General features: G+C 74.4%; 29 protein-coding genes. 15 read left to right on the forward strand and 14 right to left on the reverse strand.

The features are described from left to right. Positions 1-25 precede the first annotated feature (25 nt). Entirely contained in the window at positions 26-946 is a 921-nt protein-coding gene (locus E4P39_RS07070) for a YhjD/YihY/BrkB family envelope integrity protein (protein WP_135135703.1), read from the reverse strand. Between the two features lie 58 nt (positions 947-1,004). After that, positions 1,005-2,564, reverse strand: a complete 1,560-nt coding sequence (locus E4P39_RS07075; protein WP_135135704.1) for an NAD(P)/FAD-dependent oxidoreductase — start codon at positions 2,562-2,564, stop codon at positions 1,005-1,007. 375 nt (positions 2,565-2,939) lie between these two features. On the opposite strand from E4P39_RS07075, the gene E4P39_RS07080 reads away from it, so the two are divergent. Beyond that, complete coding sequence (locus E4P39_RS07080) at positions 2,940-3,992, forward strand: C40 family peptidase (protein ID WP_135135705.1); 1,053 nt, start codon at positions 2,940-2,942, stop codon at positions 3,990-3,992. Here E4P39_RS07080 and E4P39_RS07085 read toward each other — a convergent pair. Continuing rightward, complete coding sequence (locus E4P39_RS07085; protein ID WP_135135706.1) at positions 3,965-4,519, reverse strand: hypothetical protein; 555 nt, start codon at positions 4,517-4,519, stop codon at positions 3,965-3,967. The genes E4P39_RS07080 and E4P39_RS07085 overlap by 28 nt on opposite strands. Positions 4,520-4,578: 59 nt before the next feature. Here E4P39_RS07085 and E4P39_RS07090 point away from each other — a divergent pair, with 59 nt between their 5' ends. The 3 genes from E4P39_RS07090 to E4P39_RS07100 are packed head-to-tail and all read left to right on the forward strand — an operon-like array spanning position 4,579 to position 6,850. Then, positions 4,579-5,148 (forward strand): ASCH domain-containing protein, encoded by a 570-nt coding sequence (locus tag E4P39_RS07090; protein ID WP_135135707.1) that lies wholly within the window; start codon positions 4,579-4,581, stop codon positions 5,146-5,148. Between the two features lie 21 nt (positions 5,149-5,169). Next, the gene (locus E4P39_RS07095; protein ID WP_135135708.1) at positions 5,170-5,493 is read left to right on the forward strand and encodes a DUF3817 domain-containing protein; all 324 of its coding nucleotides are present in this window, start codon (positions 5,170-5,172) and stop codon (positions 5,491-5,493) included. A 37-nt stretch (positions 5,494-5,530) separates the two neighbouring features. Next, entirely contained in the window at positions 5,531-6,850 is a 1,320-nt protein-coding gene (locus E4P39_RS07100; RefSeq protein ID WP_135135709.1) for a serine hydrolase domain-containing protein, read from the forward strand. Positions 6,851-6,943: 93 nt separating this feature from the next. Here E4P39_RS07100 and E4P39_RS07105 read toward each other — a convergent pair whose 3' ends face one another. From E4P39_RS07105 to E4P39_RS07115, 3 genes are read right to left on the reverse strand one after another with little or no spacing between them, the layout of a single operon-like run. Further along, positions 6,944-7,459, reverse strand: a complete 516-nt coding sequence (locus E4P39_RS07105) for a hypothetical protein (RefSeq protein ID WP_209306408.1) — start codon at positions 7,457-7,459, stop codon at positions 6,944-6,946. Between the two features lie 10 nt (positions 7,460-7,469). Next, positions 7,470-7,784, reverse strand: a complete 315-nt coding sequence (locus E4P39_RS07110; RefSeq protein ID WP_135135710.1) for a hypothetical protein — start codon at positions 7,782-7,784, stop codon at positions 7,470-7,472. A gap of 34 nt (positions 7,785-7,818) precedes the next feature. Then, positions 7,819-8,433 (reverse strand): hypothetical protein, encoded by a 615-nt coding sequence (locus tag E4P39_RS07115; protein ID WP_135135711.1) that lies wholly within the window; start codon positions 8,431-8,433, stop codon positions 7,819-7,821. A gap of 82 nt (positions 8,434-8,515) precedes the next feature. Here E4P39_RS07115 and E4P39_RS07120 point away from each other — a divergent pair, with 82 nt between their 5' ends. Continuing rightward, the gene (locus tag E4P39_RS07120; RefSeq protein ID WP_209306409.1) at positions 8,516-8,767 is read left to right on the forward strand and encodes a DUF3253 domain-containing protein; all 252 of its coding nucleotides are present in this window, start codon (positions 8,516-8,518) and stop codon (positions 8,765-8,767) included. A gap of 38 nt (positions 8,768-8,805) precedes the next feature. On the opposite strand, the gene E4P39_RS07125 is transcribed toward E4P39_RS07120, so the two are convergent. After that, the gene (locus E4P39_RS07125; protein ID WP_245159690.1) at positions 8,806-9,279 is read right to left on the reverse strand and encodes an Lrp/AsnC family transcriptional regulator; all 474 of its coding nucleotides are present in this window, start codon (positions 9,277-9,279) and stop codon (positions 8,806-8,808) included. A 228-nt stretch (positions 9,280-9,507) separates the two neighbouring features. Here E4P39_RS07125 and pdhA point away from each other — a divergent pair, with 228 nt between their 5' ends. The 5 genes from pdhA to E4P39_RS07150 all read left to right on the forward strand — a co-directional run bounded on the left by pdhA (position 9,508) and on the right by E4P39_RS07150 (position 14,944). Then, on the forward strand, positions 9,508-10,647 hold the full coding sequence (pdhA, locus tag E4P39_RS07130; protein WP_135135714.1) for a pyruvate dehydrogenase (acetyl-transferring) E1 component subunit alpha: 1,140 nt from the start codon (positions 9,508-9,510) through the stop codon (positions 10,645-10,647). Positions 10,648-10,807: 160 nt separating this feature from the next. After that, complete coding sequence (locus E4P39_RS07135; protein WP_135135715.1) at positions 10,808-11,788, forward strand: alpha-ketoacid dehydrogenase subunit beta; 981 nt, start codon at positions 10,808-10,810, stop codon at positions 11,786-11,788. Positions 11,789-11,793: 5 nt separating this feature from the next. Next, a complete protein-coding gene (locus E4P39_RS07140) occupies positions 11,794-13,353 on the forward strand; it encodes a dihydrolipoamide acetyltransferase family protein (protein ID WP_135135716.1) in 1,560 nt (519 codons plus the stop codon). A 29-nt stretch (positions 13,354-13,382) separates the two neighbouring features. Further along, positions 13,383-13,757 carry a hypothetical protein gene (locus tag E4P39_RS07145; RefSeq protein ID WP_135135717.1) on the forward strand — a complete coding sequence of 125 codons (375 nt, stop codon included), beginning with the start codon at positions 13,383-13,385 and terminating at the stop codon, positions 13,755-13,757. Beyond that, entirely contained in the window at positions 13,754-14,944 is a 1,191-nt protein-coding gene (locus tag E4P39_RS07150) for an AGE family epimerase/isomerase (protein ID WP_135135718.1), read from the forward strand. The genes E4P39_RS07145 and E4P39_RS07150 overlap by 4 nt, the downstream gene beginning before the upstream one ends. Before the next feature lie 106 nt (positions 14,945-15,050). Here E4P39_RS07150 and E4P39_RS07155 read toward each other — a convergent pair whose 3' ends face one another. The 3 genes from E4P39_RS07155 to E4P39_RS07165 all read right to left on the reverse strand — a co-directional run bounded on the left by E4P39_RS07155 (position 15,051) and on the right by E4P39_RS07165 (position 16,300). Further along, positions 15,051-15,386, reverse strand: coding sequence for a PepSY domain-containing protein (locus E4P39_RS07155; protein WP_209306410.1), 336 nt, complete (start codon positions 15,384-15,386; stop codon positions 15,051-15,053). Between the two features lie 29 nt (positions 15,387-15,415). Further along, complete coding sequence (locus tag E4P39_RS07160; protein ID WP_209306411.1) at positions 15,416-15,754, reverse strand: PepSY domain-containing protein; 339 nt, start codon at positions 15,752-15,754, stop codon at positions 15,416-15,418. A 201-nt stretch (positions 15,755-15,955) separates the two neighbouring features. Next, positions 15,956-16,300, reverse strand: a complete 345-nt coding sequence (locus E4P39_RS07165; protein ID WP_135135719.1) for a PepSY domain-containing protein — start codon at positions 16,298-16,300, stop codon at positions 15,956-15,958. A 154-nt stretch (positions 16,301-16,454) separates the two neighbouring features. Here E4P39_RS07165 and E4P39_RS07170 point away from each other — a divergent pair, with 154 nt between their 5' ends. Genes E4P39_RS07170 through E4P39_RS07180 form a run of 3 tightly spaced genes read left to right on the forward strand, consistent with a single transcriptional unit; the run spans position 16,455 to position 19,010 of the window. Further along, the gene (locus E4P39_RS07170) at positions 16,455-17,126 is read left to right on the forward strand and encodes a response regulator transcription factor (RefSeq protein ID WP_135135720.1); all 672 of its coding nucleotides are present in this window, start codon (positions 16,455-16,457) and stop codon (positions 17,124-17,126) included. After that, complete coding sequence (locus tag E4P39_RS07175; RefSeq protein ID WP_135135721.1) at positions 17,123-18,502, forward strand: HAMP domain-containing sensor histidine kinase; 1,380 nt, start codon at positions 17,123-17,125, stop codon at positions 18,500-18,502. Before E4P39_RS07170 ends, E4P39_RS07175 begins: the two co-directional genes overlap by 4 nt. A 46-nt stretch (positions 18,503-18,548) precedes the next feature. After that, positions 18,549-19,010, forward strand: coding sequence for an SRPBCC family protein (locus tag E4P39_RS07180; RefSeq protein ID WP_209306412.1), 462 nt, complete (start codon positions 18,549-18,551; stop codon positions 19,008-19,010). A gap of 84 nt (positions 19,011-19,094) precedes the next feature. Here E4P39_RS07180 and E4P39_RS07185 read toward each other — a convergent pair whose 3' ends face one another. Genes E4P39_RS07185 through E4P39_RS07200 form a run of 4 tightly spaced genes read right to left on the reverse strand, consistent with a single transcriptional unit; the run spans position 19,095 to position 23,353 of the window. Next, positions 19,095-19,355: an HPr family phosphocarrier protein gene (locus tag E4P39_RS07185; RefSeq protein ID WP_135135723.1), complete on the reverse strand. Its 261-nt coding sequence runs from the start codon at positions 19,353-19,355 to the stop codon at positions 19,095-19,097. A gap of 47 nt (positions 19,356-19,402) precedes the next feature. Next, entirely contained in the window at positions 19,403-21,541 is a 2,139-nt protein-coding gene (locus tag E4P39_RS07190) for a fructose-specific PTS transporter subunit EIIC (RefSeq protein WP_135135724.1), read from the reverse strand. Between the two features lie 19 nt (positions 21,542-21,560). After that, entirely contained in the window at positions 21,561-22,589 is a 1,029-nt protein-coding gene (locus E4P39_RS07195; protein WP_135135725.1) for a 1-phosphofructokinase family hexose kinase, read from the reverse strand. Continuing rightward, a complete protein-coding gene (locus tag E4P39_RS07200; protein WP_135135726.1) occupies positions 22,586-23,353 on the reverse strand; it encodes a DeoR/GlpR family DNA-binding transcription regulator in 768 nt (255 codons plus the stop codon). The genes E4P39_RS07195 and E4P39_RS07200 overlap by 4 nt, the downstream gene beginning before the upstream one ends. A gap of 172 nt (positions 23,354-23,525) precedes the next feature. On the opposite strand from E4P39_RS07200, the gene E4P39_RS07205 reads away from it, so the two are divergent. Both E4P39_RS07205 and E4P39_RS22225 read left to right on the forward strand, forming a co-directional pair. Continuing rightward, positions 23,526-25,241, forward strand: a complete 1,716-nt coding sequence (locus E4P39_RS07205; RefSeq protein WP_135135727.1) for a putative PEP-binding protein — start codon at positions 23,526-23,528, stop codon at positions 25,239-25,241. Positions 25,242-25,380: 139 nt separating this feature from the next. Next, positions 25,381-25,530 carry a hypothetical protein gene (locus E4P39_RS22225; protein ID WP_167761666.1) on the forward strand — a complete coding sequence of 50 codons (150 nt, stop codon included), beginning with the start codon at positions 25,381-25,383 and terminating at the stop codon, positions 25,528-25,530. The last annotated feature ends 172 nt before the right edge of the window (positions 25,531-25,702 follow it).

The following is a 25,702-nucleotide window of genomic DNA, read 5'->3' on the forward strand; positions in this document are numbered from 1 at the left end:
CGTGCCGGTCCCGGCCGGCGAGGGCTCAGCGGAGCGGGCGCACCCCGCCCGGGCGCGCCCCTCCCGGGTGCGCCCCGCCCGGCGCGGCGGCCGACCTCCGGGCGAGGAGGTCGTCGAGCGACTGCGTGAGCAGCCACCCGACGAGCACGACCAGGTGCAGCAGGAACAGCCACAGGCCCACGGCGACGACGCCGCCGACCACGGTCAGGCCACCGAAGGGCGCCCCGAGGTCCAGCGGCAGGGCGAGGAACAGCACGAAGCCCTGGAGGAAGCCGGAGAGGCAGGCGGCCGTGAACGCCGCGCCGATCGCCAGCGCGGACCAGCGGACCCGCCCGGCGCCGACGACCCGGAACCCCCACGCGAGCGGAAGGGTGAGCGCGGCCAGCACCCCGTAGAAGCCCACCGCGACGCGACCCACGGTGGCGAGCGCGCCGCCGTCCCGGGCCAGGTCGGCCATCACCGGGACGGTGAGCAGCAGCGGGTACAGGAGCACGGGGGCCACCACGAGGACCGGCAGCGCCGCCAGCCGCCCGCGCCAGCCGGTCATCCCCTCGCGCCGGCCGCTGAACCGGAGCAGGGCCCGCCGCAGCCCCTCGCCGTAGAAGGTCATCGGCAGGAGCGCGAGCAGCCCGCTCAGCAGCCCCAGGCCGATGCCGGCCTCCACCAGGCGCATGACGGCGTCCGGTGCGCCCAGCTCGGCCGGGAGGAGCTCGGCCAGCCGGTCGCCCAGCTCCGACACGCGGCGGGGGGACGTCAGGCGGGCGGTCAGCCCGAACGCCAGCACCAGCAGCGGGACGACGGCGATCCCGGCATAGAACGTGAGCCCGGCCGCGATCAGGGCGAGGTCGCGACCCTCGAGGCGGCGCCGCACCCCGGCCACGAGCTCGGGGACGGCGCCGCGCGCGGCCGCCGCGCGGCCCGGGCGGACCGAGCCGTCGTTGGTCATCGGCGTCCATGTCACCAGGCCCGGGGCCGCGCCGCCCGGCGAGCGGGGATTGCGGGCGTCAGCCGCCGAGCAGGTGCTGGGCGGCCGCGAAGCCGCCGAGCCCGCTCACGGCCCCACCGCGGACGGTCCCGCCCGAGGACGCCGCGACGATCCGCGGGTGGTCGGTGGCCACGCCCCAGGTACCGACCTGCTCGTCGTCGGCGGCGACCGGCCAGGCGAGGTCGCCGTGGAAGATGTGCCCGCCCGGCATGGCCAGCGACGCCTCGACGTCCAGCGGCGAGGCGGCCTGCAGGCAGGGATCGCCCGAGGCGTCGCGCGCCAGGCAGTCGAGCAGGGGCTCCTCGAGGTGCGCGTCGAGCTGGGCCACCACCCGGCGGACGGCCTCGCGCCGCACGCCCACCGGGTCGCCGCGGAAGAGTTCGGCCGGGGTGTGCAGGCCGAACAGGGTCAGCGTGTGGGCGCCGCCGGCCCGCTCGACCGGGCCGAGGATCGACGGGTCGGTCAGCGAGTGGCAGTAGACCTCGAACGGGATCACGTCGGGCAGCTGCCCGGCCGCCGCCTGCGCGTACGCCGCGTCCAGCTGCCCCGCGGCCTCGTCCACGTGCACGGTGCCGGCCAGCGCGACGGCCGGGTCGGCACCCGAGCGCAGCCGGGGCAGCCGCGCCAGCACCATGTTCACCTTCAGCTGCGACCCGGACGGGCGCGGCCCGGGGTCGGCTCCGGTGAGTCCGGCCAGCACGGTCGGGGCCACACCGCCGACCACGTGTCCGGCGTCGACGGCGGCGCTGCGGCCGTCGTCGTCGGTCCAGTGCACGGTGACGCCGTCGGCCCGCGGTTCCAGCGCGGTGACCGTCGCCCGGGTGACCAGTTCGGCCCCGCCCCGCCGCGCGGCGGCCGCCATCGCCCCGGACACCGCGCCCATGCCGCCCACCGGTACGCGCCAGCGGCCCGTCCCGTTGCCGACCAGGTGGTACAGGAAGCAGCGGCCGGCGAGGCCGTCGGCCGCGTGCACGTCGGCGAACGTGCCGATCAGGCCGTCGGTGAGGGCCACGCCGCGGACGACGTCGTCGTTGAGGTGGTCGGCGACGACGTCGGCCAGCGGCCGCTCCCGCAGGTCGTGCCACAGCTGCGGTTCGCGGAGACGGGCCGCCAGCTGCGCCGGGGAGAGCAGCCGCTCGGTGAGCGTCGGGGCGAGGTCCTCGGCCAGGGTGGCCAGCCGCGCGTAGAAGCGCTGCCAGCCGGCGAACTCCGCGTCGGAGCCGGTGAGCTGCCGGAAGGACGTGGCGGTCGCGGGCCCCTCGTCCCGCTCGACCAGCAGGCCGGCCGGCCGGCCGTCGCGCAGCGTGGCGGTGTACGAGGCGACGGCCCGGTCGCTCAGCCGCACCTCGAGGCCGAGGTCGTCGACGATCCGGTCCGGCAGCAGGCTGACCAGGTACGAGTAGGCGGACAGCCGCACGTCGATGCCCTCGAAGACCTGCTGGCTGACGGCCGCTCCGCCGACCTGCGCCAGCCGTTCGAGGACCAGGACCGACCGGCCCGCGCGGGCGAGGTAGGCGGCGGCCACCAGTCCGTTGTGGCCACCTCCGACGACCACGACGTCGTAGCTGCTGCGGATCACGCCGCGGACGGTAGTAGCCGCAGGTCAGCGGCCCTTCGCGAGGGCATCCAGGGTGCCGGGCGATCGGGGTGGTCGTTGCGTGGGGCGGGAGTGACGGCAGGTACCGGGACGCCGCCCGGATGCGGGAAAGTCCACAAATAACATCTCTGTCATTGTCACGCCCCGGTAACAGCCCTTACGGTGAGTGTGTTCTTCGGGGCTGTCAGTCACTGCAGCAGTGACGACCCGCGGGACGCCGCCGAGCCGGCCCACTGGTGCCGGACCGGGACCCAGGAAGGTGCAGCGCGGAGGCCCGCAGCCCCCGCGCCGAGGAAGCACGTCCGCATCCGGTCCCGGACAGGCGGCTGCGCAGAGAAACGGAGTGCCGCCGGCCCCATGGCGACCCCCCTCGACGCGGCTCCCCCCGCGCCCTCCCGTCGTCCCGCCGCTCGGGGACGTGCCCTGATCGCCGCCGCGGCGGTCCTGGGCGTCCTGTTCGTCCCGGCGCCGGCGCAGGCCACGCCGACCACCTCGGCCGCGGCCGCGGAGCTGGTGGCGGCCCGGGGGCACGAGCTCGAGGTCGTGACGGAGGAGTTCAACGAGGCCCGGGAGGCGCTGCGCGCCCAGCGCTCGGCCGCCGAGGCGGCCGCGGCCCAGCTCGCGCAGGCCACCGCCGCCCTCGGCGGCGCCCAGGAGCAGGTTCGCGGCATCGCCCGGACCGCGTACACCGGCGAGGGCATCGGGTCCTTCCGGGCGCTCATGACGAGCGACTCCGCCGACGAGTTCGTCGGCCGGATGGCCACCCTGCAGTCCATCGCCGGCCACCAGAACGAGATCCTCCAGCAGGCCGCCGTCGCCAACGTCGCGGCCGCCCAGGCCCAGGCCGTCGCCGGGCAGGCCGCCACCGAGGCCCAGGCCCAGTTCGACGCCGTCGCCGCGAAGCAGACGGCGCTGCAGGCCGAGGTCGCCGGGTACCAGGCCGCGTTCGATGCGCTCAGCGCCCAGGAGCAGCGGGCCGCCGTCGCCGCTCACCACGGCGGCGACCGCGCCAGCCGGGCCGAGCGTGCGCCGCTGGCAGCCGTGGGCCCCGTCGTCGCCGACTCCGCCGCTGCGCAGACCGCCGTCGACACCGCCATGGCGCAGCGCGGCAAGTCCTACGTCTGGGCCGCCTCCGGCCCCGGTTCCTTCGACTGCTCCGGGTTGACCTCCTACGCCTACCGCGCCGCCGGCATCTCCCTGCCGCACTCCAGCCGGTTGCAGGCCCAGATCGGGCAGCCGGTGTCCCGCGATCAGCTGCAGCCCGGCGACCTGGTCTTCTTCTACAGCCCGGTCAGTCACGTCGGCATCTACATCGGCAACGGGCAGATGGTCCACGCGCCCACCTCCGGCGACGTGGTGAAGGTCGCCCCGCTCATGGGCGGCTACAGCGGCGCGCGGCGCATCGCCTGATCCACCCGCTGGAGCAGTCCCCAGACGAACACCGCCCGCACGCCGCCCGGTAGGTGCAACTCCCAGCGGGTCACGACGCCGGGGTCGGCGTTTGCCGCGCCCGGCAGGCCGACGACGTCGTCCAGCACGTGCTCCCAGACGAGCAGGTTCTCGGCGTCCGCCGGGGGGATCGGTGAGCCGGGCGCCCGCACGAGGTGCTCGTTCAGCACCGATCCACCCGGGCCGCTGAGCACCTCCCAGTAGAGGTGCGGCCACAGCGGCAGCGGCCAGCGGCGGACCTGGACGTCGAAGTCGCCGAACCGCCGGTCCTCGAGCTCCGCCGGCGGGCCGAGGACCGCCGTCCGCAGCCCCAGCCCACGGGGCCCGCGGGGCGAGTGCTGCAGCGCCTGCCATCGGGTGTGCGCCGCGTGCGCCTCCGCCCGCGTCGCGCCCAGCCGGGGGAGTGCCCCGGCCACCAGATCCGGGCGGACGTCGGCCATCCGGCGCAGCAGGACCAGGCAGAACTCGCGCCGCGCCAGCCCCCGCACGGGGCCGACCCTGTCACCATGCGGCGGGGACTCCTCGGGCGACCTGCCAGGATCGGACAGTGCTGATCAGCCCGGCCACCGCCGCGGGGATCGCCGACGGGACGGTGACGCTGGCCTTCCGCCGGTGGGACCGGCCGCGCGTGCGCCCCGGAGGCACCCAGCGGACGGGCGCCGGCGTGATCCGGGTCGAGTCGGTCGAGGAGGTGGATCCGGACACGCTCACCGAGGACGACGCCCTGCGCAGCGGCGTCCGTTCGCTGGCCGAGCTCCGCCGGCTGCTGGAGCGCCGCTCGGGAGCGCGCGTCTACCGGATGCGCGTGTGCGCCGCGGGTCCGGACCCGCGGGTGGCCCTGCGCGAGCAGTCCGAGCTGTCCGACGAGGACCGGCGGGCTCTCGACCAGCGGCTGGACCGCTGGGACGCCGCCCGGGCCGACGGCCCGTGGACCCGGGACCTGCTGCGGCTGATCGAGAAGAACCCGGGCGTCCGGGCGCCCGACCTCGCCGCGTCGCTGGGGCGGGAGACGCTGCCGTTCAAGCGCGACGTCCGGAAGCTCAAGGAGCTCGGACTCACCTGCAGCCTTCCCGTGGGGTACGAGATCTCACACCGTGGCCGGGCCTGTCTCGGCTGACCGGTCGGGGACGATCGGGACGTGAACCCGCGTACCGCCGTCGCCGCCTTCCGGATCGTCGCCGTCGCCGAAGCCCTCTCATGGCTCGGCCTGCTCGCCGGGATGTACGTCAAGTACGTGCCGCAGGCATCCGAGGCCGGCGTCCAGATCTTCGGCCCGATCCACGGCGGGATCTTCGTGGCCTACGTCGTCGTCTCGCTCGTCGCGAGCCGGGTGCTGCGGTGGGACGTGCCGACGACGCTGCTGGCCCTCGCCGCGTCGGTGCCGCCGCTGGCGACGGTGCTGTTCGAGCGCTGGGCCGTTCGCACCGGGCGCCTTCCCGTCGGCGAGGCCGTCGCCGCCTGATCGGCGGGCACTGGGGCGGCTCGATACGGTCCCGGGCATGCCGGAACCCGTCCTGCCGACCACCGCCCGCGCCCTCCTGGCGCGGACCGCCCGCGTCCAGCGCGAGGGGCGCGCGCCGAGTCTCGTCGCCGGCGTCGTCCGCGACGGCGGGCTGGCCTGGTCGACCGGGCGGGGTGACGTCCCCGAGCCGCACACCGACGTCCAGTACCGGCTCGGCTCGATCAGCAAGACGGTGACCGCGGTCGTGGTGATGCGCCTGCGCGACGAGGGGCTGCTGCATCTCGACGACCCGCTCGACCGCCACCTGCCCGGTACTCCGCTCGGCGACCGCACGGTCGGCCAGCTGCTCTCCCACCTCGCCGGGGCGTCGGCGGAGAGCCCGGGCGGCTGGTGGGAGCGGGTGCCCGGCGGCTCGCTGGCCGACCTGGACCTCGGCCCCGACGACGTCGTCCTCGGCGCGGCGCGGCGGTTCCACTACTCGAACCTGGGCTTCGGCCTGCTCGGCGAGCTGGTGGCGCGGCTGCGCGGGACGTCGTGGGAGGACGCCGTCGCCGCCGAGGTGCTGGCGCCGCTCGGCATGCGCCGGACGACCCCCCGGCCGGTGCCGCCCGCCGCGCAGGGGCTCGCGGTGCATCCGTGGGCGGACGTCGTCCTGCACGAGCCGGAGCACCACGCCGGTGTGATGGCCGCGGCCGGGCAGCTCTGGGCCGGCCTTGCGGACCTCGGCCGGTTCGCGGCCTTCCTGCTCGGCGACACCGGCGACGTCCTGGACCCCGCCACGCTCGAGGAGATGACGGTGCCGGCCGGGGTGGACTCCTCCGCGCCCGGCTGGTCCGCCTACGGGCTCGGCGTGCAGGTGCTCCGCGTCGACGGGCACACGCTGGTCGGCCACGGCGGGTCGATGCCGGGGTTCCTCGCCGGCGTCTTCGTCGACCGGGACGAGCAGACGGGTGCGGTCTCCCTCGCCAACACGACGTCCGGGCTCGACCCGCTCGTCTTCGGGCTGCTGGCCGATCTGCGCACGCACGAGCCGCGCGTCGTCGACGCGTGGGCGCCCTCGCCCTGCCCCGTGCCGCTCGACTGCCTCGGGACGTGGTTCTGGGGCCCGTCGCCCTACGTGCTGCGCGCCGTCGGCGGAGGGATGCTGCACCTCGGGCCGCTCCCGGGGCGCACCGGCCGGGCCAGCCGATTCCTGCAGCGGGACGGCGCCTGGGTGGGGCTGGACGGCTACTTCGCGGGGGAGACCCTGCGCATCGCCGAGGATCATCTCGACCTGGACACCTTCATCTTCACCCGCAGCCCGTACGACCCCGACGCGCCGGTGCCCGGGGGCGTGGACGACCGCGGCTGGCGCTGATCGGGGCGTGAATGCCGGCGAAACACCGCACGAGCCGTCCTCGCCGCTGGGGGCAACCAGGTCTCGTCGCGTGCGACGTGTGCCCCGGACCGGTCAGTACCGGTCGAACGCGTCCATCGTCTTCGTCATGACCAGGGCATAGGCCACGTGGGGCACGAGGTCGCTCAGCCAGTCCGCTGCCGACCAGGTGCGCGGGTCGGTGATGCCGAGGACGGTCATCGGTCCGTTGGCCGCGACCAGGACCGCCACCGTCGTCAGCGCCGTCCCTGCCGGTGCCGCGAACCGGAGGCCTGTGGCGCGGGCCAGTCCGGCCAGCACGCCGACGCCTGTCCCGGCCGCCAGTCCGGTGAGCGGACCGAGCCCCTGCAGGCGGTTCTCCCGGACCTCGCCCCGCCCAGGGATGGGAACGTGCGCGACCTCGGCCAGCTTCTCGACCGACCGCTCCGGCGTGGAGCTGGGAGGGCGGCCGCGCACGGCCATGTCCAGGTAGGTGACGGCGTTGAGCGCCGTGGTGGCCGCGGCTCCCGCAGCCGCTCCGCGCAGGAGCCAGCCGAGCGCGGTGATGCCCCGCGTGCCCGGGGGGAACGAGCGTCGCGAGGTCGTCGTCACGGGCGCGGCCCTACCCCGGGCCGGCAGGGGCAACCTGGACGGCCGTGTCGTGGGCGTCGCCGGCGTCCTCGGCCGAGCCCGAGCCGTCGGGCCAGACCGTCCAGCGCACCGGGCCGTCCGTGACCCCCGCCTCGGTGAGGACGACCGGACGCAGCTGCGGGCGGGCGACCTCCTCGTGCAGGAAGGCGTGCACCTGACCGTCCAGCGCCTGCCGCCCGGACGCGCGGAACCGGTGCTCCGCCCCGTCGATCGACACCACGGCCTGCCGTCGTCCGGTGACCGTCAGGGTCGCCTCGATCGGCGGACCCCACTCGGCGCGGAGCAACCGGAGTTCGCCCGCCGGGCGTCGTGGTCGCCGGTCATCGGCCCCGCCGGCGGCGACGCAGGACCAGCAGGCCGACGAGGGCGAGCACGAGCGCCCCCGTCCCCAGCACGCGGGGGGCGAGCAGATCCGGTCCGGGCGGAACGGTCCCGGCGGCACCGGGCAGGGGAGCGGCCGTCGGTCCGGACGGGGAGCCGGCCAGCGCGGCGAGTTCCGCCTCGAGGGCCGGCGTCGACGATGCTGTGCCGCCGCAGAGGAACGCGGCGTACTGATCGTCGGCGAGGGTGGTGAACAGCATTCCGCCGAGGTCCGCCGAGCGCGTGGCGAACACGACGAACGGCCCCTCGCCGGACAGCTCCAGCCCGCAGGTGGCCCCGGACACGGGGGACACGACCCCCTGCTGCTCGTGCGCGGTCCCCTTGAACACGGTGTCGACGGCGAAGACGTGCAGCGCCGGGTCGGCACTGCTGGTGAGCCTCCCCCGAGGCTCCTCGCGGGAGACCAGCCGGGCGGTGAACACCGCATCCGCCCGGTCGAAGAACTCCTGGGTCGTCCCGCCGACGCAACTGCACGCCGACGCCGGCGTCGCGACCAGCAGTCCGGCGGCCAGCAGCAGGCCGCTGAACAGCAGGGTCACCGTCGTCCGGCGCATGAGCGGAGCTTCCTCTCCCGGCCGCGACGGGGAAAGGTCCCGTCTGCTGGCGCACGTCCGCCGAGAGCCGCACCCTGGGGGCGTGGCCGACGTCGACGAGGTGCTGGAGCGCACGATCGGTGCCCTGCTGGACCAGCGCCGTCCCGACGCCTCGATCTGCCCGTCCGAGGCGGCGCGCGCCGTCGACCCCGAGGGCTGGCGGGAGCTGATGCCTGCCGCGCGGGCCGCGGCGGGGCGGCTGGCGGCCGCCGGGGAGGCGGAGGTGACCCAGGGCGGCGAGGTCGTGGACGTCGCGACCGCCCGCGGGCCGGTCCGGGTCCGCCGGCCGCGCTGAGCGGCGTCCCTTCCCCGCTTCCGGTACCGGAAGCGCGGTCAGTCGCCGGGCACCTCGCCGGCCGCTCGCTCGAGCAGCGGTGCCAGCCGGTGGTCGACGAAGCGCCGCATGGCCAGGGCGGTGTCGATCCGCTGCACGCCGGGGATGGCGAGGACCTGCTCGGTGATGCGCCAGAGGTCGTCGGCGTCCTTCGCCGCCACCTGGACGAGCAGGTCGGCGACCCCGGACAGGCCGGTCACCTCGAGGACCTCTGGGATCCGCGCCAGACCGTCGCTGACCTCGGCGAGGCTCCGCTGGGCCACCTGCACGGTCACGTAGGCGCCGAGCCGGTAGCCGAGCGCCTCGGGACGGACGCGACGGTCGAGCGGTGCGAGCGCACCACTGCCCTCGAGACGGGCCAGCCGGGCCTGCACGGTGTTGCGGGCGAGCCCCAGCCGCTGCGACAGGGCCATGACACTGGCCCGCGGGTCCTCGGCGAGGGCCAGCAGGAGCCGCGCATCGGTTGCGTCCATGTCCGGCATGTTGGGCAGTCTGACACCCGCGACGCCCTCGTGGTGCCTGCTCTGCGCAATCAATTCGAGCGGTCTTGCGCAGATCGTTACGTGGGGAGGGTTGGTCATCCACCCGGAGCTCGTGCCAGGATGTGTGAACGGCGCCACACCCCGGCGTCGCGCAGACACGTCCAGCATGCCCAGCGGGCCGGTGACCCCGGCAGGCGGGGAGACGGCGAGGAGAGCCCCATGACCGCGTTGCGACAGGCCACCGAGGTGGTCGACCCGGTACCCGGGGCCGGCGCCCCCCATCTGCCGCAGCAGCCCGACCTGGTGCAGCTGCTCTCGCCCGAGGGCGAGCGGGTCGAGCACCCCGACTACTCCCTCGACATCGGCGACGACGAGCTGCGCGCGCTGTACCGCGACCTCGCGCTGGTCCGCCGCTGGGACATCGAGGCGACGGCCCTGCAGCGCCAGGGCGAGCTCGGCATCTGGGCGTCGCTGCTGGGCCAGGAGGCCGCCCAGGTCGGGGCCGGCCGGGCGATGGCCGACGGCGACATGGCCTTCCCGACCTACCGCGAGCACGGCGTGGCCTGGACCCGCGGGGTGGACCCGCTGCAGGTCATGGGGCTGTTCCGCGGCGTGGACAGCGGCGGCTGGGATCCGCTCGCCCTCGGCTTCAACCTGTACACGATCGTCATCGGTGCGCAGTGCCTGCACGCCACCGGCTATGCGATGGGTGTGCAGCGCGACGGCGCCGAGAGCGCCGTCCTCGCCTTCCTCGGCGACGGCGCGACCAGCCAGGGTGAGGTCAACGAGGCGATGATCTTCGCCGCCAGCTTCTCTGCGCCGGTCGTCTTCTTCTGCCAGAACAACCAGTACGCGATCAGCGTGCCGCTGGAGCGGCAGTCGAAGGTGCCGCTGTTCCAGCGGGCGGCCGGGTTCGGCTTCCCGGGCGTCCGGGTCGACGGCAACGACGTCCTCGCCGTCCTCGCGGTGACCCGGGCGGCGCTCGCCGCCGCGCGCGAGGGCCAGGGGCCGACGTTCATCGAGGCGTTCACCTACCGGATGGGCGCGCACACCACCTCCGACGACCCGACCCGCTACCGGCTGGCCAGCGAGCTGGAGGAGTGGAAGCTGCGCGACCCGATCGCCCGGCTGAAGGCCCACCTGTCGCGCAGCGGCATCGCCGACGCCGCCTTCTTCGACTCCGTGGACGCCGAGGGCGACGAGCTCGCCGCCCGGATCCGCAGTGGCACCGTCGACATGCCCGACCCGGATCCCGCGGGGATGTTCGACCACGTCTACGAGGAGCAGACGCCGACGCTGGCCGCCCAGCGGGCCGAGTTCGTCGAGTACCACGCGTCGTTCGAGGGGGGCGAGCACTGATGCCCGCCACGAGAACGAGGCCTGAGCGAGCATCGCAGGGAGATGCCGGGAGCCGACAGGGAGTGAGCATCGCAGCGAGCGCCAGCGAGCGAGGAGCGGAGCGACCGCGGAGGCGACCCATGTCGTCGACCGAGGAGCGGAACGAAGGCGGAGTCGAGTCATGAGCACCGAGACGCTGACGATCGGCAAGGCGCTCAACCTCGGCCTGCGCCGGGCCATGGAGGACGACGCCAAGGTCGTGCTCATGGGTGAGGACATCGGCAAGCTCGGCGGGGTCTTCCGGATCACCGACGGCCTGCAGAAGGACTTCGGCGAGGACCGCGTCGTCGACACCCCGCTCGCGGAGGCCGGCATCCTCGGCACCGCCGTCGGCCTGGCGATGCGCGGCTACCGGCCGGTGTGCGAGATCCAGTTCGACGGGTTCGTCTTCCCCGCCTACAACCAGATCGTCACCCAGGTCGCCAAGATCCACGCCCGCTCCAAGGGCAAGCTGAAGATGCCGATCGTCATCCGCATCCCGTTCGGTGGCGGCATCGGCGCGGTCGAGCACCACAGCGAGAGCCCCGAGGCCTACTTCGCGCACACCCCCGGCCTCAAGGTGGTCGCGGTCAGCAACCCGGTCGACGCCTACTGGGGCATCCAGCAGGCCATCGCCCATCCCGACCCGATCGTCTTCCTGGAGCCCAAGCGGCGGTACTGGGAGAAGGCGTCGGTCGACACGGACGCGACTCCGGGCCCGCTGTTCAGCTCGCGGGTGGTCCGGGGTGGCGACGACGTCACGGTGCTGGCCTACGGCCCCATGGTGAAGACGGCGCTGCAGGCCGCCGAGGCGGCGGCCGAGGAGGGCCGCTCGCTCGAGGTGATCGACTTGCGCACCGTCTCGCCGCTCGACCTCGACCCGGTGTTCGAGTCCGTGCGCCGCACCGGGCGCTGCATCGTCGTGCACGAGGCGGCGGTCACGCTCGGGATCGGCGCGGAGATCGCCGCGCGGGTCACCGAGACCTGCTTCCACTCGCTGGAGGCGCCGGTGCTGCGCGTCGGCGGCTACGACACCCCCTACCCGCCGTCGAAGCTGGAAGAGGAGTACCTGCCCGACCTGGACCGGGTGCTCGACGCCGTCGACCGCTCCATGGAGTTCTGACCCTCATGACGTCCCCCAGCGCGACGCTGCGCCAGTTCAAGCTCCCCGACGTCGGTGAGGGCCTCACCGAGGGCGAGATCCTCCAGTGGCTGGTCGCCGTCGGTGACACCGTCACGGTCAACCAGCCGCTCTGCGAGGTGGAGACCGCCAAGGCCGCCGTCGAGCTGCCCTCGCCCTACGCGGGAACCGTCGTCGAGCTGCTCTTCGAGGCCGGCACGATGGTCGACGTCGGCGCCCCGATCATCACGATCGACGTCTCCGGTGGGGCCGTCCCGCCGCCGGCTGGGCCCTCCGCGGCCGAGGCCGAGCCCGCCGCCGGTCTGATCGGCGGGCCCGCGCCGGGCGGCCGGACCTCGGTCCTGGTCGGCTACGGCCCCCGCAACACCGACGCGAAGCGCCGTCCGCGCCGCGTTCCGGTCGCGGAGGGCGCGACCGACGTGCCGGACGCGGCCGACGGCCCGGCCGGCCGGCCGGACCCGGAGGTGGCGCCACTCCTGCCCACCGCACCCGACGCCCGCACCAAGCCGGTCCGCCACGGCGGGCTCGAGGTCGGCCGGCAGGCCGAGGCACACGCGCTGCGCGGCGACGCGGCGACCTCGCACGGGGTCGCGCACGGCCGCGGCCGGCTGCGGCCGCTGGCCAAGCCGCCCGTCCGCAAGTACGCCAAGGACCTCGGCGTCGACCTCGCCATGGTGACCGGCAGCGGGGACGGCGGCGTCATCACCCGCGCCGATGTCGACGCCGCCGCCTCCGGAACCGCGTCAGCCCTGGCCCCGCGGCCCGCTTCCGGTACCGAAAGCGGCGAGCCGGGGCGCGCTTTCGGTACCGAAAGCGGGAGTGGGGCGGGCGGCGAGGAGCGGATCCCGATCAAGGGCGTGCGCAAGCACACCGCGGCCGCGATGGTGGCCAGCGCCTTCACCGCCCCGCACGTGACCGAGTTCCTCGCCGTCGACGTGACCCGGATGATGAAGCTGCGCACGCGCCTGGCCGCCCGGCCGGAGCTCGCCGGCGTCAAGGTGAGCCCGCTGCTCTTCGTGGCCAGGGCGCTGCTGCTCGCGGCTCGCCGGCACCCGATGGTCAACAGCTCCTGGGACGAGGCGGCCCAGGAGATCGTGATCAAGGAGTACGTGAACCTCGGCATCGCCGCGGCCACGCCCCGCGGCCTCGTCGTCCCCAACATCAAGGACGCCGGCCGGCTCTCCCTGGCCGAGCTCGCCGCGGCGATCGGCGAGCTGACCGAGACGGCGCGCGCCGGGAAGACCAGTCCGGCCGACATGTCCGGCGGAACGATCACGATCACCAACGTGGGCGTCTTCGGCGTCGACACCGGGACGCCGATCCTCAACCCGGGGGAGTCGGCGATCCTGTGCTTCGGGGCGATCCGCGAACTGCCCTGGGTGCACCGGGGTGGGTCGGGCGGGGGCAAGCCGAAAATCGTGCCGCGGCAGGTGACCCAGCTGTCGCTGTCCTTCGACCACCGGATCATCGACGGCGAGTTGGGCTCGCGGTTCCTGGCCGATGTCGGCGCGATACTGCACGATCCGGGGGCTGCGCTGGCGTTCTGACCATCCGCCGTCCTGAGGGAGGGAATGCTGTGGATCGGCGTCGGGTCGCTCTCGTCCTGCTCCTGCTGTTCGTGCTGTGCATCGGCGTCGCGACGGTGGTGAGCGGCAGCCGGCCGGGCCTGCAGCAGGGCATCGCGCCGACGGTCGCCGCCTTCGTGGGCTACCTGTTCGCACTCGTGGCGGCCGTGCTGCTGACCTCCCCGGGGGCCGAGGCGCCGGACGGAAGCAGGACGCTCGGCCTCATGGTGCTGGGGGCCGTGGTCGTCCTCGTGCTCCTGGATCTCGTGGCCGCGGACGGACCCAACTTCGGGGCCGGCCTGGTGCAGCTCATCGGTGAAGTGGTGATCCTGGTGGCGACCGTGCGCCTCGCCCTCGGTGTCGCCCGGGCCAGTCGAGCACGGTGACCGATCTCGACCGGCTGCTGGCCTTCGCCGCCCGGTCCCGGCTCCCCGAGGGTGGCTTCGGCTACCTCGGGTCCGACGGGACGGTGGTGCCGGACCGGCCGGTCGAGACGTGGATCGTCGCCCGGATGACCCACGTCTTCGGGCTGGCATCCCTGCTGGGCCGCCCGGGCGCGGACGAACTGGTCCGTTCCGGCGTCGCCGCGCTGGCCGACGGGCCGCTGCACGACGCCGAGCACGGGGGCTGGCGGGCGAGCACGGACGACGACACGAAGGCCGCCTACGTGCACGCCTTCGTCGTCCTCGCGGGTTCGACGGCCACGGCAGCCGGCGTGGACGGCGGCCGGGCCCTGCTGGACGACGCGCTCGTCGTCTGGCAGACCCGTTTCTGGGACGACGACGCCGGACTGGCGGTCGAGCAGTGGGACGGCGGCTGGACGCACTGCGCGGACTACCGCGGGCTGAACGCCAACATGCACGGCGTCGAGGCCACGCTCGCCGCCGCCGACGCGGTGGACGACCCGGCCACGGCGGCCAGGCTCCGGGACCAGGCGCTGCGCAGCACCGAGCGCGCCGTGCACGGCTGGGCGCGGGAACGGAACTGGCGGCTGCCCGAGCACTTCACCCACCACTGGACGCCGCTGCCCGACTACAACCGCGACCGTCCGGCGGACCCGTTCCGGCCGTACGGCGTGACGATCGGGCACCAGTTCGAATGGGCCCGCCTCGCGCTGCACCTCCGCGCCGCCCTCCACGGCCAGAACGGCCGAAAGGGCCATTCTGGCCCGGACTGGCTGCTCGACGACGCCCTCGCGCTCTTCGATGCCGCCGCGGACCGCGGCTGGGCCGCCGACGGGCGGGACGGCTTTCCGTACACGCTGGACTGGGACGACCGGCCGGTCGTCGGGGCGCGCATGCACTGGGTGCTCTGCGAGGCGGTCGCGGCGGCGACGGTCCTCGACGCGGTGACCGGGGAACCGCGCTACCGCGACCTCGCCGACCGCTGGCGGCAGCACGGCGAGATGCGCTTCGCCGACCCGACGACCGGGAGCTGGCGCCACGAGCTCACCCCGGACGGCGCCGTCGCCACCGGCACCTGGTCGGGGCAGCCCGACGCGTACCACCTTGCCCAGATGCTGCTCCTCGACGGCCGCCCGGTGCGTGGGAGCGTCGCCGCCGCACTCCGCTGACGCCTTCGTCAACCCACCCGGGTCGTCTCGACCAGGAATCCCTGGTCGAATCAGTCCTAGGTGTCCTCCACGCCGACCCCGTCGACCGCGTGCAGATCACTCACGGTCAGCCGCCGGCATCCGACTTCTCGCCATCGGGCGAGTTCCTCACCACGGCGAAGCTCTCGTCGAGCTGCACATCGAGCTGGCGGCCGTCCGGCATGGTCACCTCGACCTCGTAGAAGCTCTCCTCGTCGCGGACCTCGGTGTCCGTGACCCGGCCACCGCCGGTCTCGGCGAGCGCGGCCTCGCCGGCCCGCTGGAGGGAGGCGTCGGTAATCGCGACGTCGGGTCCCTGCAGGGAGTCGGAGCCGCCCGCTGCGGTGGCAGCGGCGACGATCCCGCCGCCGAGGACGACGGCCGTGGCAGCGGCCGCCACCGTGGCCGACCTGAACATCGCCATGGGAACCTCCCGGAGAGCTGGCTGGTCGCCTAGCCGTCGTCGCGCCGGGCGTCGTTCGACCTGCTCACGACACGGAAGGCCGTGTCCAGCTGGACGTCGACGTGCCGGCCGTCCTGCAGCGTGACCTGGACCTCGTAGAAGCTGTCCTCGTCACCGGCCTCCGAGTCGGTCACCCGGCCGCCACCGGTCACGGCCAGCGCGGCCTCCCGGGCCCGCGTCAGGAGGTCGCCGGAGAGGGCCGGTTCGGCGTCGTCGACGCGGACAGCAGGGCTGCCCGTGGCGGTCAGGCTGCTGGCGCCTCCGGCGAAGACCATGGCGAGAGTCCCGACGATCACGATCAGGATCGACGTCCTGCGGGCCCGGAACATCGGACCTCCTCGGTGCCACGCGCGCCTGCCAGGCGCCCGTCATCTGGGTGTGTGACCCCCGTTGTGTCCGCGTGCGTCACTACCCGGGTGACGACCGAATCACTCAGCGTCGACCCGCCGAATGCGTCTGCCATGGTCCTCAGCCGTCCCGACGCGCCGAGCAGCGGGCGCGCTGGGTAGCCGCCCCCGCGAGCCGCTGGATCAGTCGGCGTCCCCGTCGTCGCCCTCTTCGTTCTCGTCCGAGCTGACGACGGCGAAGTCCGCGTCCAGCTGGACCTCGATCTGGCGGCCGTCGTCGAGGTTGACCTCGACCTCGTAGCCGTTCTCCTCGTCCTCGACCTCGCTGTCGACGACCTCGCCGCCGCCGGTCTCGTCGAGCGCGGCCTCGCTGGCCCGCTCCAGATCCGTGCCGCTGATCGAGACGTCGGCGACGTCGGCGACGTCGTCGCTGCCCGAGTCGGCCGCGCCGGCGACCCCCGCAGCGGCCACCCCGGCGATGACGGCGGCGGCAGCCGTACCGATGACGATCTTCACGCGACGGTTCATGACGGTCTCCTCGCAGAACGGATGGATACGCGTTCCGCCGATGGTTCCCCGCCTTGCTGAACCGGGGCTGACAGATCCGGGGCTGACGAATTCAGTCTCCGATCAGGTTCTTCGGGTGATCATGGGCGGCCAAGGCTGCGGGAGGCCGAGGCGGATGAAGCTGCTGGTCGTCGAGGACGACGCCAAGATCGCGGGCGCACTGCGCCGGGGCCTGACCGCGGAGGGCTTCTCGGTCGAGGTGGCGGAGGACGGCGTCGAGGGCCTGTGGCGCGCTCGGGAGGGCAGCTACGACCTGATCGTGCTGGACGTGATGCTGCCCGGCCGCAACGGCTACCGCGTCTGTGCCGACCTGCGCCGCGCCGGGGACCCGACGCCGATCCTGATGCTGACCGCCAAGGACGGTGACCTCGACGAGGCCGAGGGCCTGGACACCGGGGCCGACGACTACCTGCGCAAGCCCTTCTCGTTCCCGGTCCTGGTCGCGCGCGTCCACGCGCTGCTGCGCCGGGCGGCGCTCGGCGAGCCGCCTCCGCTCGCGGTCGGGGACCTGACACTCGATCTCCGGGGCCGCCGGGTCCACCGGAGCGGGACGGAGATCGCGCTCACCGCCCGCGAGTTCGACCTGCTCGTCTACCTCGTGCGCCGGGCCGGGTCCGTCGTCTCCAAGCAGCGGATCCTCGCCGGTGTCTGGGACGACGAGTTCGAGGGTGATCCGAACGTGGTCGAGGTGTACGTGGCCCGGCTGCGGCGCAAGCTCGACGAGCCCTTCGGCCGGCGGAGCATCGAGACCGTCCGCGGTGCCGGTTACCGGGTCCCACCGCCGTGACGCCGTCCCGGAACCGCGGGTTCGTCCCGGCCACCCTGCGTGCCCGGGTCACCGCGGTCGCCGCGCTCGCGGTGCTCGCCGTGCTGACCGTGGCGGGTACCGGCCTCGTGCTGGGACAGCGCGCCGCCCTGCTGGACGCGGTGGACGAGCACCTGGACCAGCAGGCCGAGGCCGTGGCGTCCGAGCTCGAGGCGGGCCGGCCGGTCCGCGGCGGCGACCTCCCGTCCGAGGACCTCGTGGTCGAGGTGGTCGCGGCCGACGGGACCCTGCTCGCGGCGTCCGAGGGGCTGGACGAGCGGCTGCCCCGGGGAGTGGCGTCCGACGGCGAGATCACCGTGGAACTGGACGACGGTGAGCCGGTCCGGCTGCTCGAGCGCGACGTCGAGGGCACCACCGTGCTGGTCGCGAACCGCCTCGACGACCTGACGGACAGCACGGCGGCGCTGGCCGGAACACTCGTCGTCGCCGTGCCCCTGACCGGTGCCGTCCTGGCAGGCGTGGTGTGGTTGGCGGTCGGTCGCGCCCTCCGCCCGGTCGAGGACATCCGGGCGCGGGTGGACTCGATCTCGGGATCCAGCCTCCATCAGCGGGTGCCCGAGCCGGACACCCCGAGCGAGATCGGCCGGCTCGCGCGCACCATGAACGGGATGCTCGGCCGCCTCGAACGGTCCGCCGAGCAGCAGCGCCGCTTCGTCGCCGACGCCTCCCACGAATTGCGCAGTCCGCTCGCGCGGATGCGCGCGGAGCTGGAGGTCGACGCGGCCCACCCGGCGTCGGCCGACCCCGCGGCGACCGCCGCCAGCGTCCTGGCCGAGACCGTCGGTGTGCAGCGACTGGTCGACGACCTGCTCCTGCTGGCTCGCGGCGACGCGGGGGCACCGGCGGCGCTGCACCGGGAGCCGGTGGACCTCGACGACGTGGTCGGGACCGTGGCCGGCAGTCTCCGGCGGGCGGGGGAGCGGCGCATCGACACCCGCGACGTCCACCCGGTCCAGGTGTCCGCGGACCGGCCCCAGCTCGAGCGACTGGTCGGCAACCTGCTCGACAACGCCGTCCGCCATGCCCGCGACCGGATCGTCGTGACCCTGGCTCCGGCGCGCGACGGGAGTGCCGAACTCACGGTGGCCGACGACGGCCCCGGGGTACCTCCCGCCGAGCGGGACCGGGTGTTCGAGCGCTTCACCCGGCTCGACGACGCGCGGTCGGCCGGCAGCGGGGGCGCGGGTCTGGGCCTGGCCATCGCCCGCGACATCGCCGAACGGCACGGGGGCACGCTGACGCTGGAACCGACGGACTCGGCAGGGGCCCGGTTCGTCTTCCGGCTCCCGGTCGCCCGGGAGGGGGACCGGGGAATCAGCCGGTCGGGGCCTGGGTAGGGGTTCCGGGACAAGCGTCCAGATCGAAGCAGAGGAGCCCATTCTGATGGCCAGCGTCCAGGAGTCCGTCGACGTCGACGTCCCGATCCGCGTCGCCTACGACCAGTGGACCCAGTTCGAGTCCTTTCCCCAGTTCATGGGCGGCGTCGAGCGCATCACGCAGCTCGACGACACCCACACCCACTGGGTGACCAAGATCGGGGGCGTCGAGCGCGAGTTCGACGCCGAGATCACCGAGCAGCACCCCGAGGAGCGCATCGCCTGGACCAGCACCACCGGGGAGGCGAAGCACGCCGGGGTCGTCACCTTCCACCGTCTGGACGACGCCAAGACCCGCGTGATGATCCAGATCGACTGGGAGCCCGAGGGCGTCGTCGAGAAGGTCGGTGCGGCCGTCGGGATCGACGATCGCCAGGTGAAGGCCGACGCCAAGCGGTTCAAGGAGTTCATCGAGAGCCGCGGCACCGAGACCGGCGCGTGGCGGGGGGACGTCGAGCGTCCCAGCTGACGGCTGCGACACAAGACGGCGCCCGTCCCCTTCTGCAGGGGGCGGGCGCCGTCGTCGTGGGAGAGCCGGAGAACAGCTCTCGGTCTACTCGGCGTCGAGGTCCTGGGCGACCATGCCGGCGATCTGGTCGAGCGCCGCCTGGTCGTCGCTGGTGACGATGACCTCGGTGCCCTGCTTGGCGCCGAGCGTCATGATCATCAGCGGGGACCCCGCGTCGATCGGGTTGCCGCCCGGCGTGGCCAGCGTGACGGGGACGCCGGCCTTGCCGACGGCCTCGGCGATGAGCGCGGCCGGCCGGGCGTGCAGCCCGACCCGGGAGCCGACGGTGACGGTCTGACTGGGCATCGATCCTCTTCCTCGGTGCTGGGGACGGGTGGGAGTGAGCTTGCCGGTCAGGTGCTCGCCGCGCGCGCCGGAGCGTGGACGGGGGCATGCGCGTGCTCCAGGTCGACGGCGTCCTCGGGGGCTTCCTCGGCGTCGGTGCGGCCGATGCTCTTGGCGATCGTGACCGCGGCGGCCCCGACGACCATGCCGATGGCGAGCGCCAGCAGGAACACCAGGAAGTTGCTGATCGCGAAGAAGACGAAGACGCCGCCGTGGGGAGCGCGGAGCTCGACGCCCGCGGCCGCGACGATCGCGCCGGTGGTGGCGCCGCCGAGCATCATCGACGGGATCACCCGCAGCGGGTCGGCCGCCGCGAACGGGATGGCACCCTCGGAGATGAAGGACAGCCCGAGCAGCCACGCCGCCTTGCCGTTGTCCCGCTCGGCGGGCGTGTAGAGCTTCGGGCGGATCACCGTGCTCAGCGCCATCGCGAGCGGGGGGACCATGCCGGCCGCCATGACGGTGGCCATGATGACCAAGGGGGCACCGCTGCCGGCTGCCAGCCCGGTGGTGGCGAAGACGTAGGCCGCCTTGTTCACCGGTCCACCCAGGTCGAAGCACATCATCAGGCCGAGGATGATCCCCAGCAGGATCGCCGACGACCCGCTCAGGCCGTTGAGCCAGTTGCCGAGTCCGGTGAGGGCCGCGGCCAGCGGCCGGCCGAGCAGCACGACCATGATGCCGCTGGAGATCAGCGTGGCCAGCAGCGGGATGATCACGACCGGCTGCAGGCCGCGCACACCGGTGGGCAGCTTCCAGCGGCTGATCCAGAGCGCGGCCAGGCCGGCGATGATGCCGCCGATGAGGCCACCCAGGAAGCCGGCCCCCACGGTGACCGACACGGCGCCGACGACGAAGCCGGGAACGATGCCCGGGCGGTCGGCGATCGCGAAGGCGATGTAGCCGGCAAGGGCCGGCACCAGGAAGCCGAAGGCGGCCTGGCCGAGCACGGTGAAGACCGCTCCGAGGTAGCCCAGGAAGCCGTCGTTGAGACCCTCGATCCCCGACGCGGTCGGCAGGTTCAGGAACGTGTTGTTGAGCACCCAGCTGAGGGCGTAGCTCTGGCCCTCGACGTCGGGGTTGCCGGTGACGATCTTGTAGCCGCCGAAGAGGAAGCCCAGCGCGATGAGCAGGCCGCCCGCGGCGACGAACGGGATCATGTAGCTGACGCCGGTGAGCAGCCAGCGACGGACCTCCGAGGCGGTGCGTGCGCCGCCGGCGGACGAGGCGGCGGCCGTCGCGTCGCCTCCTCCGGCGGTACCGGACACGCGGCGGGCGTTGGGGTCGTCTGCGGCGGCCAGCGCCTCGCGGAGCATCACGTCGGGCTCGTTGATGGCCCGTTTGGTGCCGGACTGCACGAGCGGCATGCCGGCGAACCGGTGCTGGTCCCGCACGCCGACGTCGACCGCGAAGATCACGGCGTCGGCCGCGCGGATCAGCGACGGGTCGAGCGGGGTGGAGCCGGACGAGCCCTGCGTCTCGACGTGGACGTCGACGCCGGCCGCCTTCCCTGCGGCGGTGAGCTTGTCGGCGGCCATGTAGGTGTGCGCGATGCCGGTCGGGCAGGCGCTGACGACGACGATGCTCTTCCGCCCGGCCCCGGGCCCGGCCCCGTCGCCCGCGGTAGCGCTGGCTCCCGCCGTCGCGGCGGGCTCCGTCGCGGCGGGCGCGGCAGCGGCTGCGGGCGGTGCGGGGGCGGGGGAGACGACCTCGTCCACGAGTCGCACGACGTCCTCGTCCGACGCGGCGGCGCGCAGCGACGCGACGAACTCCGGCCGGACCAGCGCCCGGGCGAGCGCGGTCAGCAGGGTGAGGTGGTCGGCGTCGCCGTGGGCGGGCGCGGCGATCAGGAAGACGAGGTCGGCCGGGCCGTCCGGTGCGCCGAAGTCGACCTTCGGGGCCAGCCGCGCGAACGCCAGGGAGGGCTGGGTCACGGCCGCGGAACGGCAGTGCGGGATCGCGATCCCGCCGGGGAGGCCGGTCGGCGCCTGTGCCTCACGGGCCATGGCGTCCCCGTGCAGGGAGTCGGCCGCGGTGGCCCGGCCGGCGCCGGCGACCAGCTCGGCCAGCCGGCGCACGACCGTGCCCTTGTCGGCGCCGAGGTCGGCGTCGAGGCGGACCAGGTCGGTGGTGATGAGTGCGGTCATGGGACCTCTCCCGGGAGGGTCAGTGGGCGTCCCGGCCGGCGGCCGGGACGGAGTCGGTGCTGGTGGAGGCGGTGCGGTCGGGCATTCCGGCGGTGACGCAGACGGCCGAGACGTCGACCTGTGCGGGGGTGGGAAGTGCGGAGCCGGGCATGGAGGCAGCGGCGGAGCCGTAGGCGACCGCGGTCCGCAGCCGCTCGGCCGGCGGGGCGCCGGCGAGGTGGGCGAGCAGGTAGCCGGCCAGGCTGCTGTCGCCGGCGCCGACGGTGCTGCGCACCGTGATCCGGGGCGGGAGCGCCGACCAGAGGCCGCCGTCCGCCGTGGACAGCACCGCGCCGTCGCCGCCGAGGGTGAGCAGCACCTCGGCGACGCCCCGGTCGTGCAGCGTCCGGACCGCCGCCAGTGCCACCGCGGGATCGCCGAGGATCTCCTCCTCGGACACGCCGGCCAGCTGGGCGAGCTCCTCGGTGTTGGGCTTGAGCAGGTCCGGCGCCGCCTCGGGGCCGGCGGCCAGGAGCGCCAGGAGCGGCGCCTCCGAGGTGTCGACGGCGACGCCCGCGCCGGTGTTCCGCAGCGAGGCCACGAGCGTGCCGTACCAGTCCACCGGGGTGCCGGGAGGCAACGAGCCCGACAGCGCGACCCAGCGGGCGCCGTCGGCGTGCTGGTGGAGGACGGCGGCCAGGGTCGCGCGGGTGTCGTCGTCCAGCGGGGTGCCGGGCTCGTTGAGCTTCGTGGTGGTGCCGTCGGGCTCGGTGAGCGTGTAGTTGGTGCGGACGGCGGCCGCGACCGGCACCGTGGCCAGGTCCAGCCCCAGGTCGTGCAGCGCACGGACGATCGGGTCGTCGTGGGCCGCGGGCAGCACGCAGACGACGTCCCCGCCGGCCGCCGCGATCGCACGGGCCACGTTGACGCCCTTGCCGCCGGGCTCGGTGGAGCTGGGACCGAGCCGGACGACGCCGCCGCGCTCGAGCGGGGCCGGGACGGTGAGCGTGCGGTCCAGGCTCGGGTTCGCCGTCAGCGTGACCACCCGGCCGGCCGTGGTGTGGGTCATGCGACCAGGACCTCGATCCCCATCGTCTCGAGCTCTGCCACGACGCCGGGATCGGCGTCGCCGTCGGTGACGAGGACGTCGACGTCCTCCACTGCGGCGAAGCGCACGAGGTGCTCGCGACCCAGCTTGCTGCTGTCGGCGAGCACGATGACCCGCTGGGCGGCACGGGCCATGGCCCGCTTCGTGGCCGCCTCGGCCTCGTCCGGGGTGCTGAAGCCGTGCCCGGGGCTGATCCCGTTGGAGCCGAGGAAGACGACATCGACGCGGAGGTCCGCCAGCGCGCGGATCGTCGCGTCGCCGACGGCGGTCTGGGTCAGGCCGCGCACGCGTCCGCCGAGGACGTGCAGGGTGATGCCGGGCGAGGCCGAGAGGCGGGCGGCGATGGGCACCGAGTTGGTGGCGACGTAGAGCCGGCGGTCAGGCGGCAGCACGTCGGCCAGCGCGGCCGTGGAGGTGCCGCCGTCGAGGATCACGCTGCCGTTCATGCCGGGCAGGAGCTCGAGGGCCGCCGTGGCGATCGCCCGCTTGGCCTCGGTCCGTGTGCCGTGCCGCTCGCCGAGCCCGGTCTCCACGAGCGTCAGCGCGCCGAGCGGTACGGCGCCGCCGTGCACGCGGCGGAGCATCCCGGCCCGCTCCAGGAGGGCGAGGTCGCGCCGGACGGTCTCCGTGGTGACGCCGAACTGCTCGGCGACCGCGGTGACGGCCAGCCGGCCCCGCTCGCTCACCAGGGTGGCGATCGCGTGCTGCCGTTCCTCCGGATACACGGGTCCACCTCCTTCGTGACCGTTCCCCACCCCGGATGCCCGATCGTGTGGGTTTGTGATTGCGCTTACGTTGTTTTACGTCCGTTCCGTTGACAAGTCAAGAGCTGTTCGTGACTCTGGTCACCGCGCCACAGAATGGCCGCCGACCCGCTCTCCCACAGTGAGGCCCTCCATGTCGACCACCTCCACCGGAACCGCGTACCTCCCCCAGGCGTCCGGGCCCACGGTGCTCACCGGCACCCCCGTGGTGCCGGGAGTGGCGCTCGGTCCCGTGATCCGGCCGTCCGGCGCCGTGCGTCTGCCCGGCGACGGGGAGCCGGACGTCGAGGAGGGTGCCCGTCCCGCCGAGAAGCAGCGTTTCGTCGCGGCCGCCGAGGTCGTGGCGGGACGCCTGGCCCAGCGGGCCGCGGCCGCCACCGGCGTGAGCGCCGAGGTGCTGTCCACGACCGCCGGGCTGGCCCGGGACCGGGGCCTGCTCTCGGCGGTCGAGCAGCGGATCGACAGCGGGTCCCCGGCCGCCGTCGCGACGGTCCAGGCCGCGCAGCAGTTCATGGACATGTTCACGGCCCTGGGCGGGCTCATGGCCGAGCGGGTGACCGACGTGCGGGACGTCCGTGACCGGATCGTCGCCGAGCTGACCGGCCAGGGGGAGCCGGGCGTGCCGAGCCCCGACGTGCCGTCGGTCCTGCTCGCGGACGACCTCGCCCCGGCCGACACCGCGGGGCTCGACCCGGCACGGGTGATCGGTCTGGCCACCCGGCTCGGCGGCACGACCAGCCACACCGCGATCATCGCCCGCCAGCTCGGGCTGCCCTGCGTCGTCGCGGTGGGCGGGCTGGACGACGTCCCGGCGGGCGCCACCGTGCTGCTCGACGGCGAGCAGGGCACGGTGACCGTCGATCCCGAGGAGTTCGAGGCGCTGGCCCGGGTCGACGCCGCGCGCGCCGCCGCCGAGGCGCTCTCGGGGTACGAGGGGCCGGCCACCACCAAGGACGGGCACGCCGTCCAGGTGCTGGCCAACGTGCAGGACGGCGCCGGGGCGCAGGCCGCCGCGGCGGTGCATGCGGAAGGCGTCGGCCTGCTGCGGACCGAGCTCGCCTTCCTCGGCCACGCCGAGGAGCCCTCCGTCGAGGAGCAGGCGAAGGGGTACGCCGCCGTCTTCGAGGCCTTCGCCGGGCGGAAGGTGGTGCTGCGCACCCTGGACGCCGGATCGGACAAGCCGCTGGCCTTCGCGACCCTGCCCGACGAGGCCAATCCCGCCCTCGGGGTTCGCGGGCTGCGCATCGCACGCCTGGACCCCGGCCTGCTGGAGCGCCAGCTCGACGCGGTGGCCGAGGCCGCACGGACCACGAGCTCGACCCCGTGGGTCATGGCCCCCATGGTGGCGACCGTCGCGGAGGCGGCCGACTTCGCGACGCAGGTCCGCGCCAGAGGCCTCGTGCCTGGCGTCATGATCGAGGTGCCGTCCGCGGCGCTGCTCGCCGACCGGCTGCTCGAGCACGTCGACTTCCTGTCGATCGGCACCAACGACCTGTCGCAGTACACGCTGGCGGCCGACCGGCTCTCCGCCGACCTGGCGGACCTCACCGACCCGTGGCAGCCGGCACTCCTGCTGCTCGTCTCCATGACGGCGGAGGCCGGCCGGCGCCGGGGCAAGCCGGTCGGGGTCTGCGGGGAGGCGGCCGCCGACCCTCTGCTGGCCTGCGTCCTGGTGGGCCTCGGCATCAGCTCGCTCTCGTGCGCCGCGTCGGCCGTGCCGGGGGTCGGCTCCAAGCTGGGCACGGTGGAGCTCGCCACCTGCCAGGAGGCCGCCCGGGCCGCGCTGGCCGCCGACGGCCCGGCCGAGGCCCGTGCGGCGGTCCGGGCGGTGCTCGCCGCGGCCGAGTGATCAACGGCTGGCCGTCACCCGTCTGAGTGAGGAACCTTCAGGCGGATCTCAGGCTCACCTGCGTTTCGTCGGAATATAGTGGTGTACGCCTGCTTTGCTACGGATGTACCCCATGAAGCGTCGATGAAAGGCACCAGACATGAGCACCGTGACGTCCACGTGGCGGCAGCGTCGTCAGGCCGCGCGTACCCGGCGAGCGATCGACCGCGCCCTGTCGCGGACGAGCAGCCCCGGGATGCGCAACGAGCTCCTGGCCCTGGCGAACGCCGACCGGATCGTCGGTCGCTGATCCGCCCGCGCCTCCCGAGGGGGCGCTCCTGACATGCACGACCCCGGTCCCGGTGGGACCGGGGTCGTTCGCTCTTCCGGGACCGTCGAGAGCCCCTCCGGCTGGGCAGCGGCACCCACAGGGCAGGCCGACAGCGGTCGGGGGACCCCCCGGACGGGTGGCTCCCCGCCTC

The organism is Blastococcus sp. CT_GayMR19 (assembly GCF_004570385.1).
In the GTDB taxonomy this organism is placed as follows: domain Bacteria; phylum Actinomycetota; class Actinomycetes; order Mycobacteriales; family Geodermatophilaceae; genus Blastococcus_B.

Excerpts from the sequence above, each read along its gene's own strand:
- pdhA (WP_135135714.1), top strand. The coding sequence starts at position 9,508 with ATGACCGCGTTGCGACAGGCCACCGAGGTGGTCGACCCGGTACCCGGG.
- E4P39_RS07180 (WP_209306412.1), top strand. The coding sequence starts at position 18,549 with ATGGCCAGCGTCCAGGAGTCCGTCGACGTCGACGTCCCGATCCGCGTC.
- E4P39_RS07185 (WP_135135723.1), bottom strand. The coding sequence starts at position 19,355 with ATGCCCAGTCAGACCGTCACCGTCGGCTCCCGGGTCGGGCTGCACGCC.
- E4P39_RS07155 (WP_209306410.1), bottom strand. The coding sequence starts at position 15,386 with ATGGCGATGTTCAGGTCGGCCACGGTGGCGGCCGCTGCCACGGCCGTC.
- E4P39_RS07070 (WP_135135703.1), bottom strand. The coding sequence starts at position 946 with ATGACCAACGACGGCTCGGTCCGCCCGGGCCGCGCGGCGGCCGCGCGC.
- E4P39_RS07165 (WP_135135719.1), bottom strand. The coding sequence starts at position 16,300 with ATGAACCGTCGCGTGAAGATCGTCATCGGTACGGCTGCCGCCGCCGTC.
- E4P39_RS07195 (WP_135135725.1), bottom strand. The coding sequence starts at position 22,589 with ATGACCCACACCACGGCCGGCCGGGTGGTCACGCTGACGGCGAACCCG.
- E4P39_RS07205 (WP_135135727.1), top strand. The coding sequence starts at position 23,526 with ATGTCGACCACCTCCACCGGAACCGCGTACCTCCCCCAGGCGTCCGGG.
- E4P39_RS07100 (WP_135135709.1), top strand. The coding sequence starts at position 5,531 with ATGCCGGAACCCGTCCTGCCGACCACCGCCCGCGCCCTCCTGGCGCGG.
- E4P39_RS07135 (WP_135135715.1), top strand. The coding sequence starts at position 10,808 with ATGAGCACCGAGACGCTGACGATCGGCAAGGCGCTCAACCTCGGCCTG.
- E4P39_RS07080 (WP_135135705.1), top strand. The coding sequence starts at position 2,940 with ATGGCGACCCCCCTCGACGCGGCTCCCCCCGCGCCCTCCCGTCGTCCC.
- E4P39_RS07190 (WP_135135724.1), bottom strand. The coding sequence starts at position 21,541 with ATGACCGCACTCATCACCACCGACCTGGTCCGCCTCGACGCCGACCTC.
- E4P39_RS07115 (WP_135135711.1), bottom strand. The coding sequence starts at position 8,433 with ATGCGCCGGACGACGGTGACCCTGCTGTTCAGCGGCCTGCTGCTGGCC.
- E4P39_RS07170 (WP_135135720.1), top strand. The coding sequence starts at position 16,455 with ATGAAGCTGCTGGTCGTCGAGGACGACGCCAAGATCGCGGGCGCACTG.
- E4P39_RS22225 (WP_167761666.1), top strand. The coding sequence starts at position 25,381 with ATGAGCACCGTGACGTCCACGTGGCGGCAGCGTCGTCAGGCCGCGCGT.
- E4P39_RS07125 (WP_245159690.1), bottom strand. The coding sequence starts at position 9,279 with ATGGACGCAACCGATGCGCGGCTCCTGCTGGCCCTCGCCGAGGACCCG.
- E4P39_RS07140 (WP_135135716.1), top strand. The coding sequence starts at position 11,794 with ATGACGTCCCCCAGCGCGACGCTGCGCCAGTTCAAGCTCCCCGACGTC.
- E4P39_RS07160 (WP_209306411.1), bottom strand. The coding sequence starts at position 15,754 with ATGTTCCGGGCCCGCAGGACGTCGATCCTGATCGTGATCGTCGGGACT.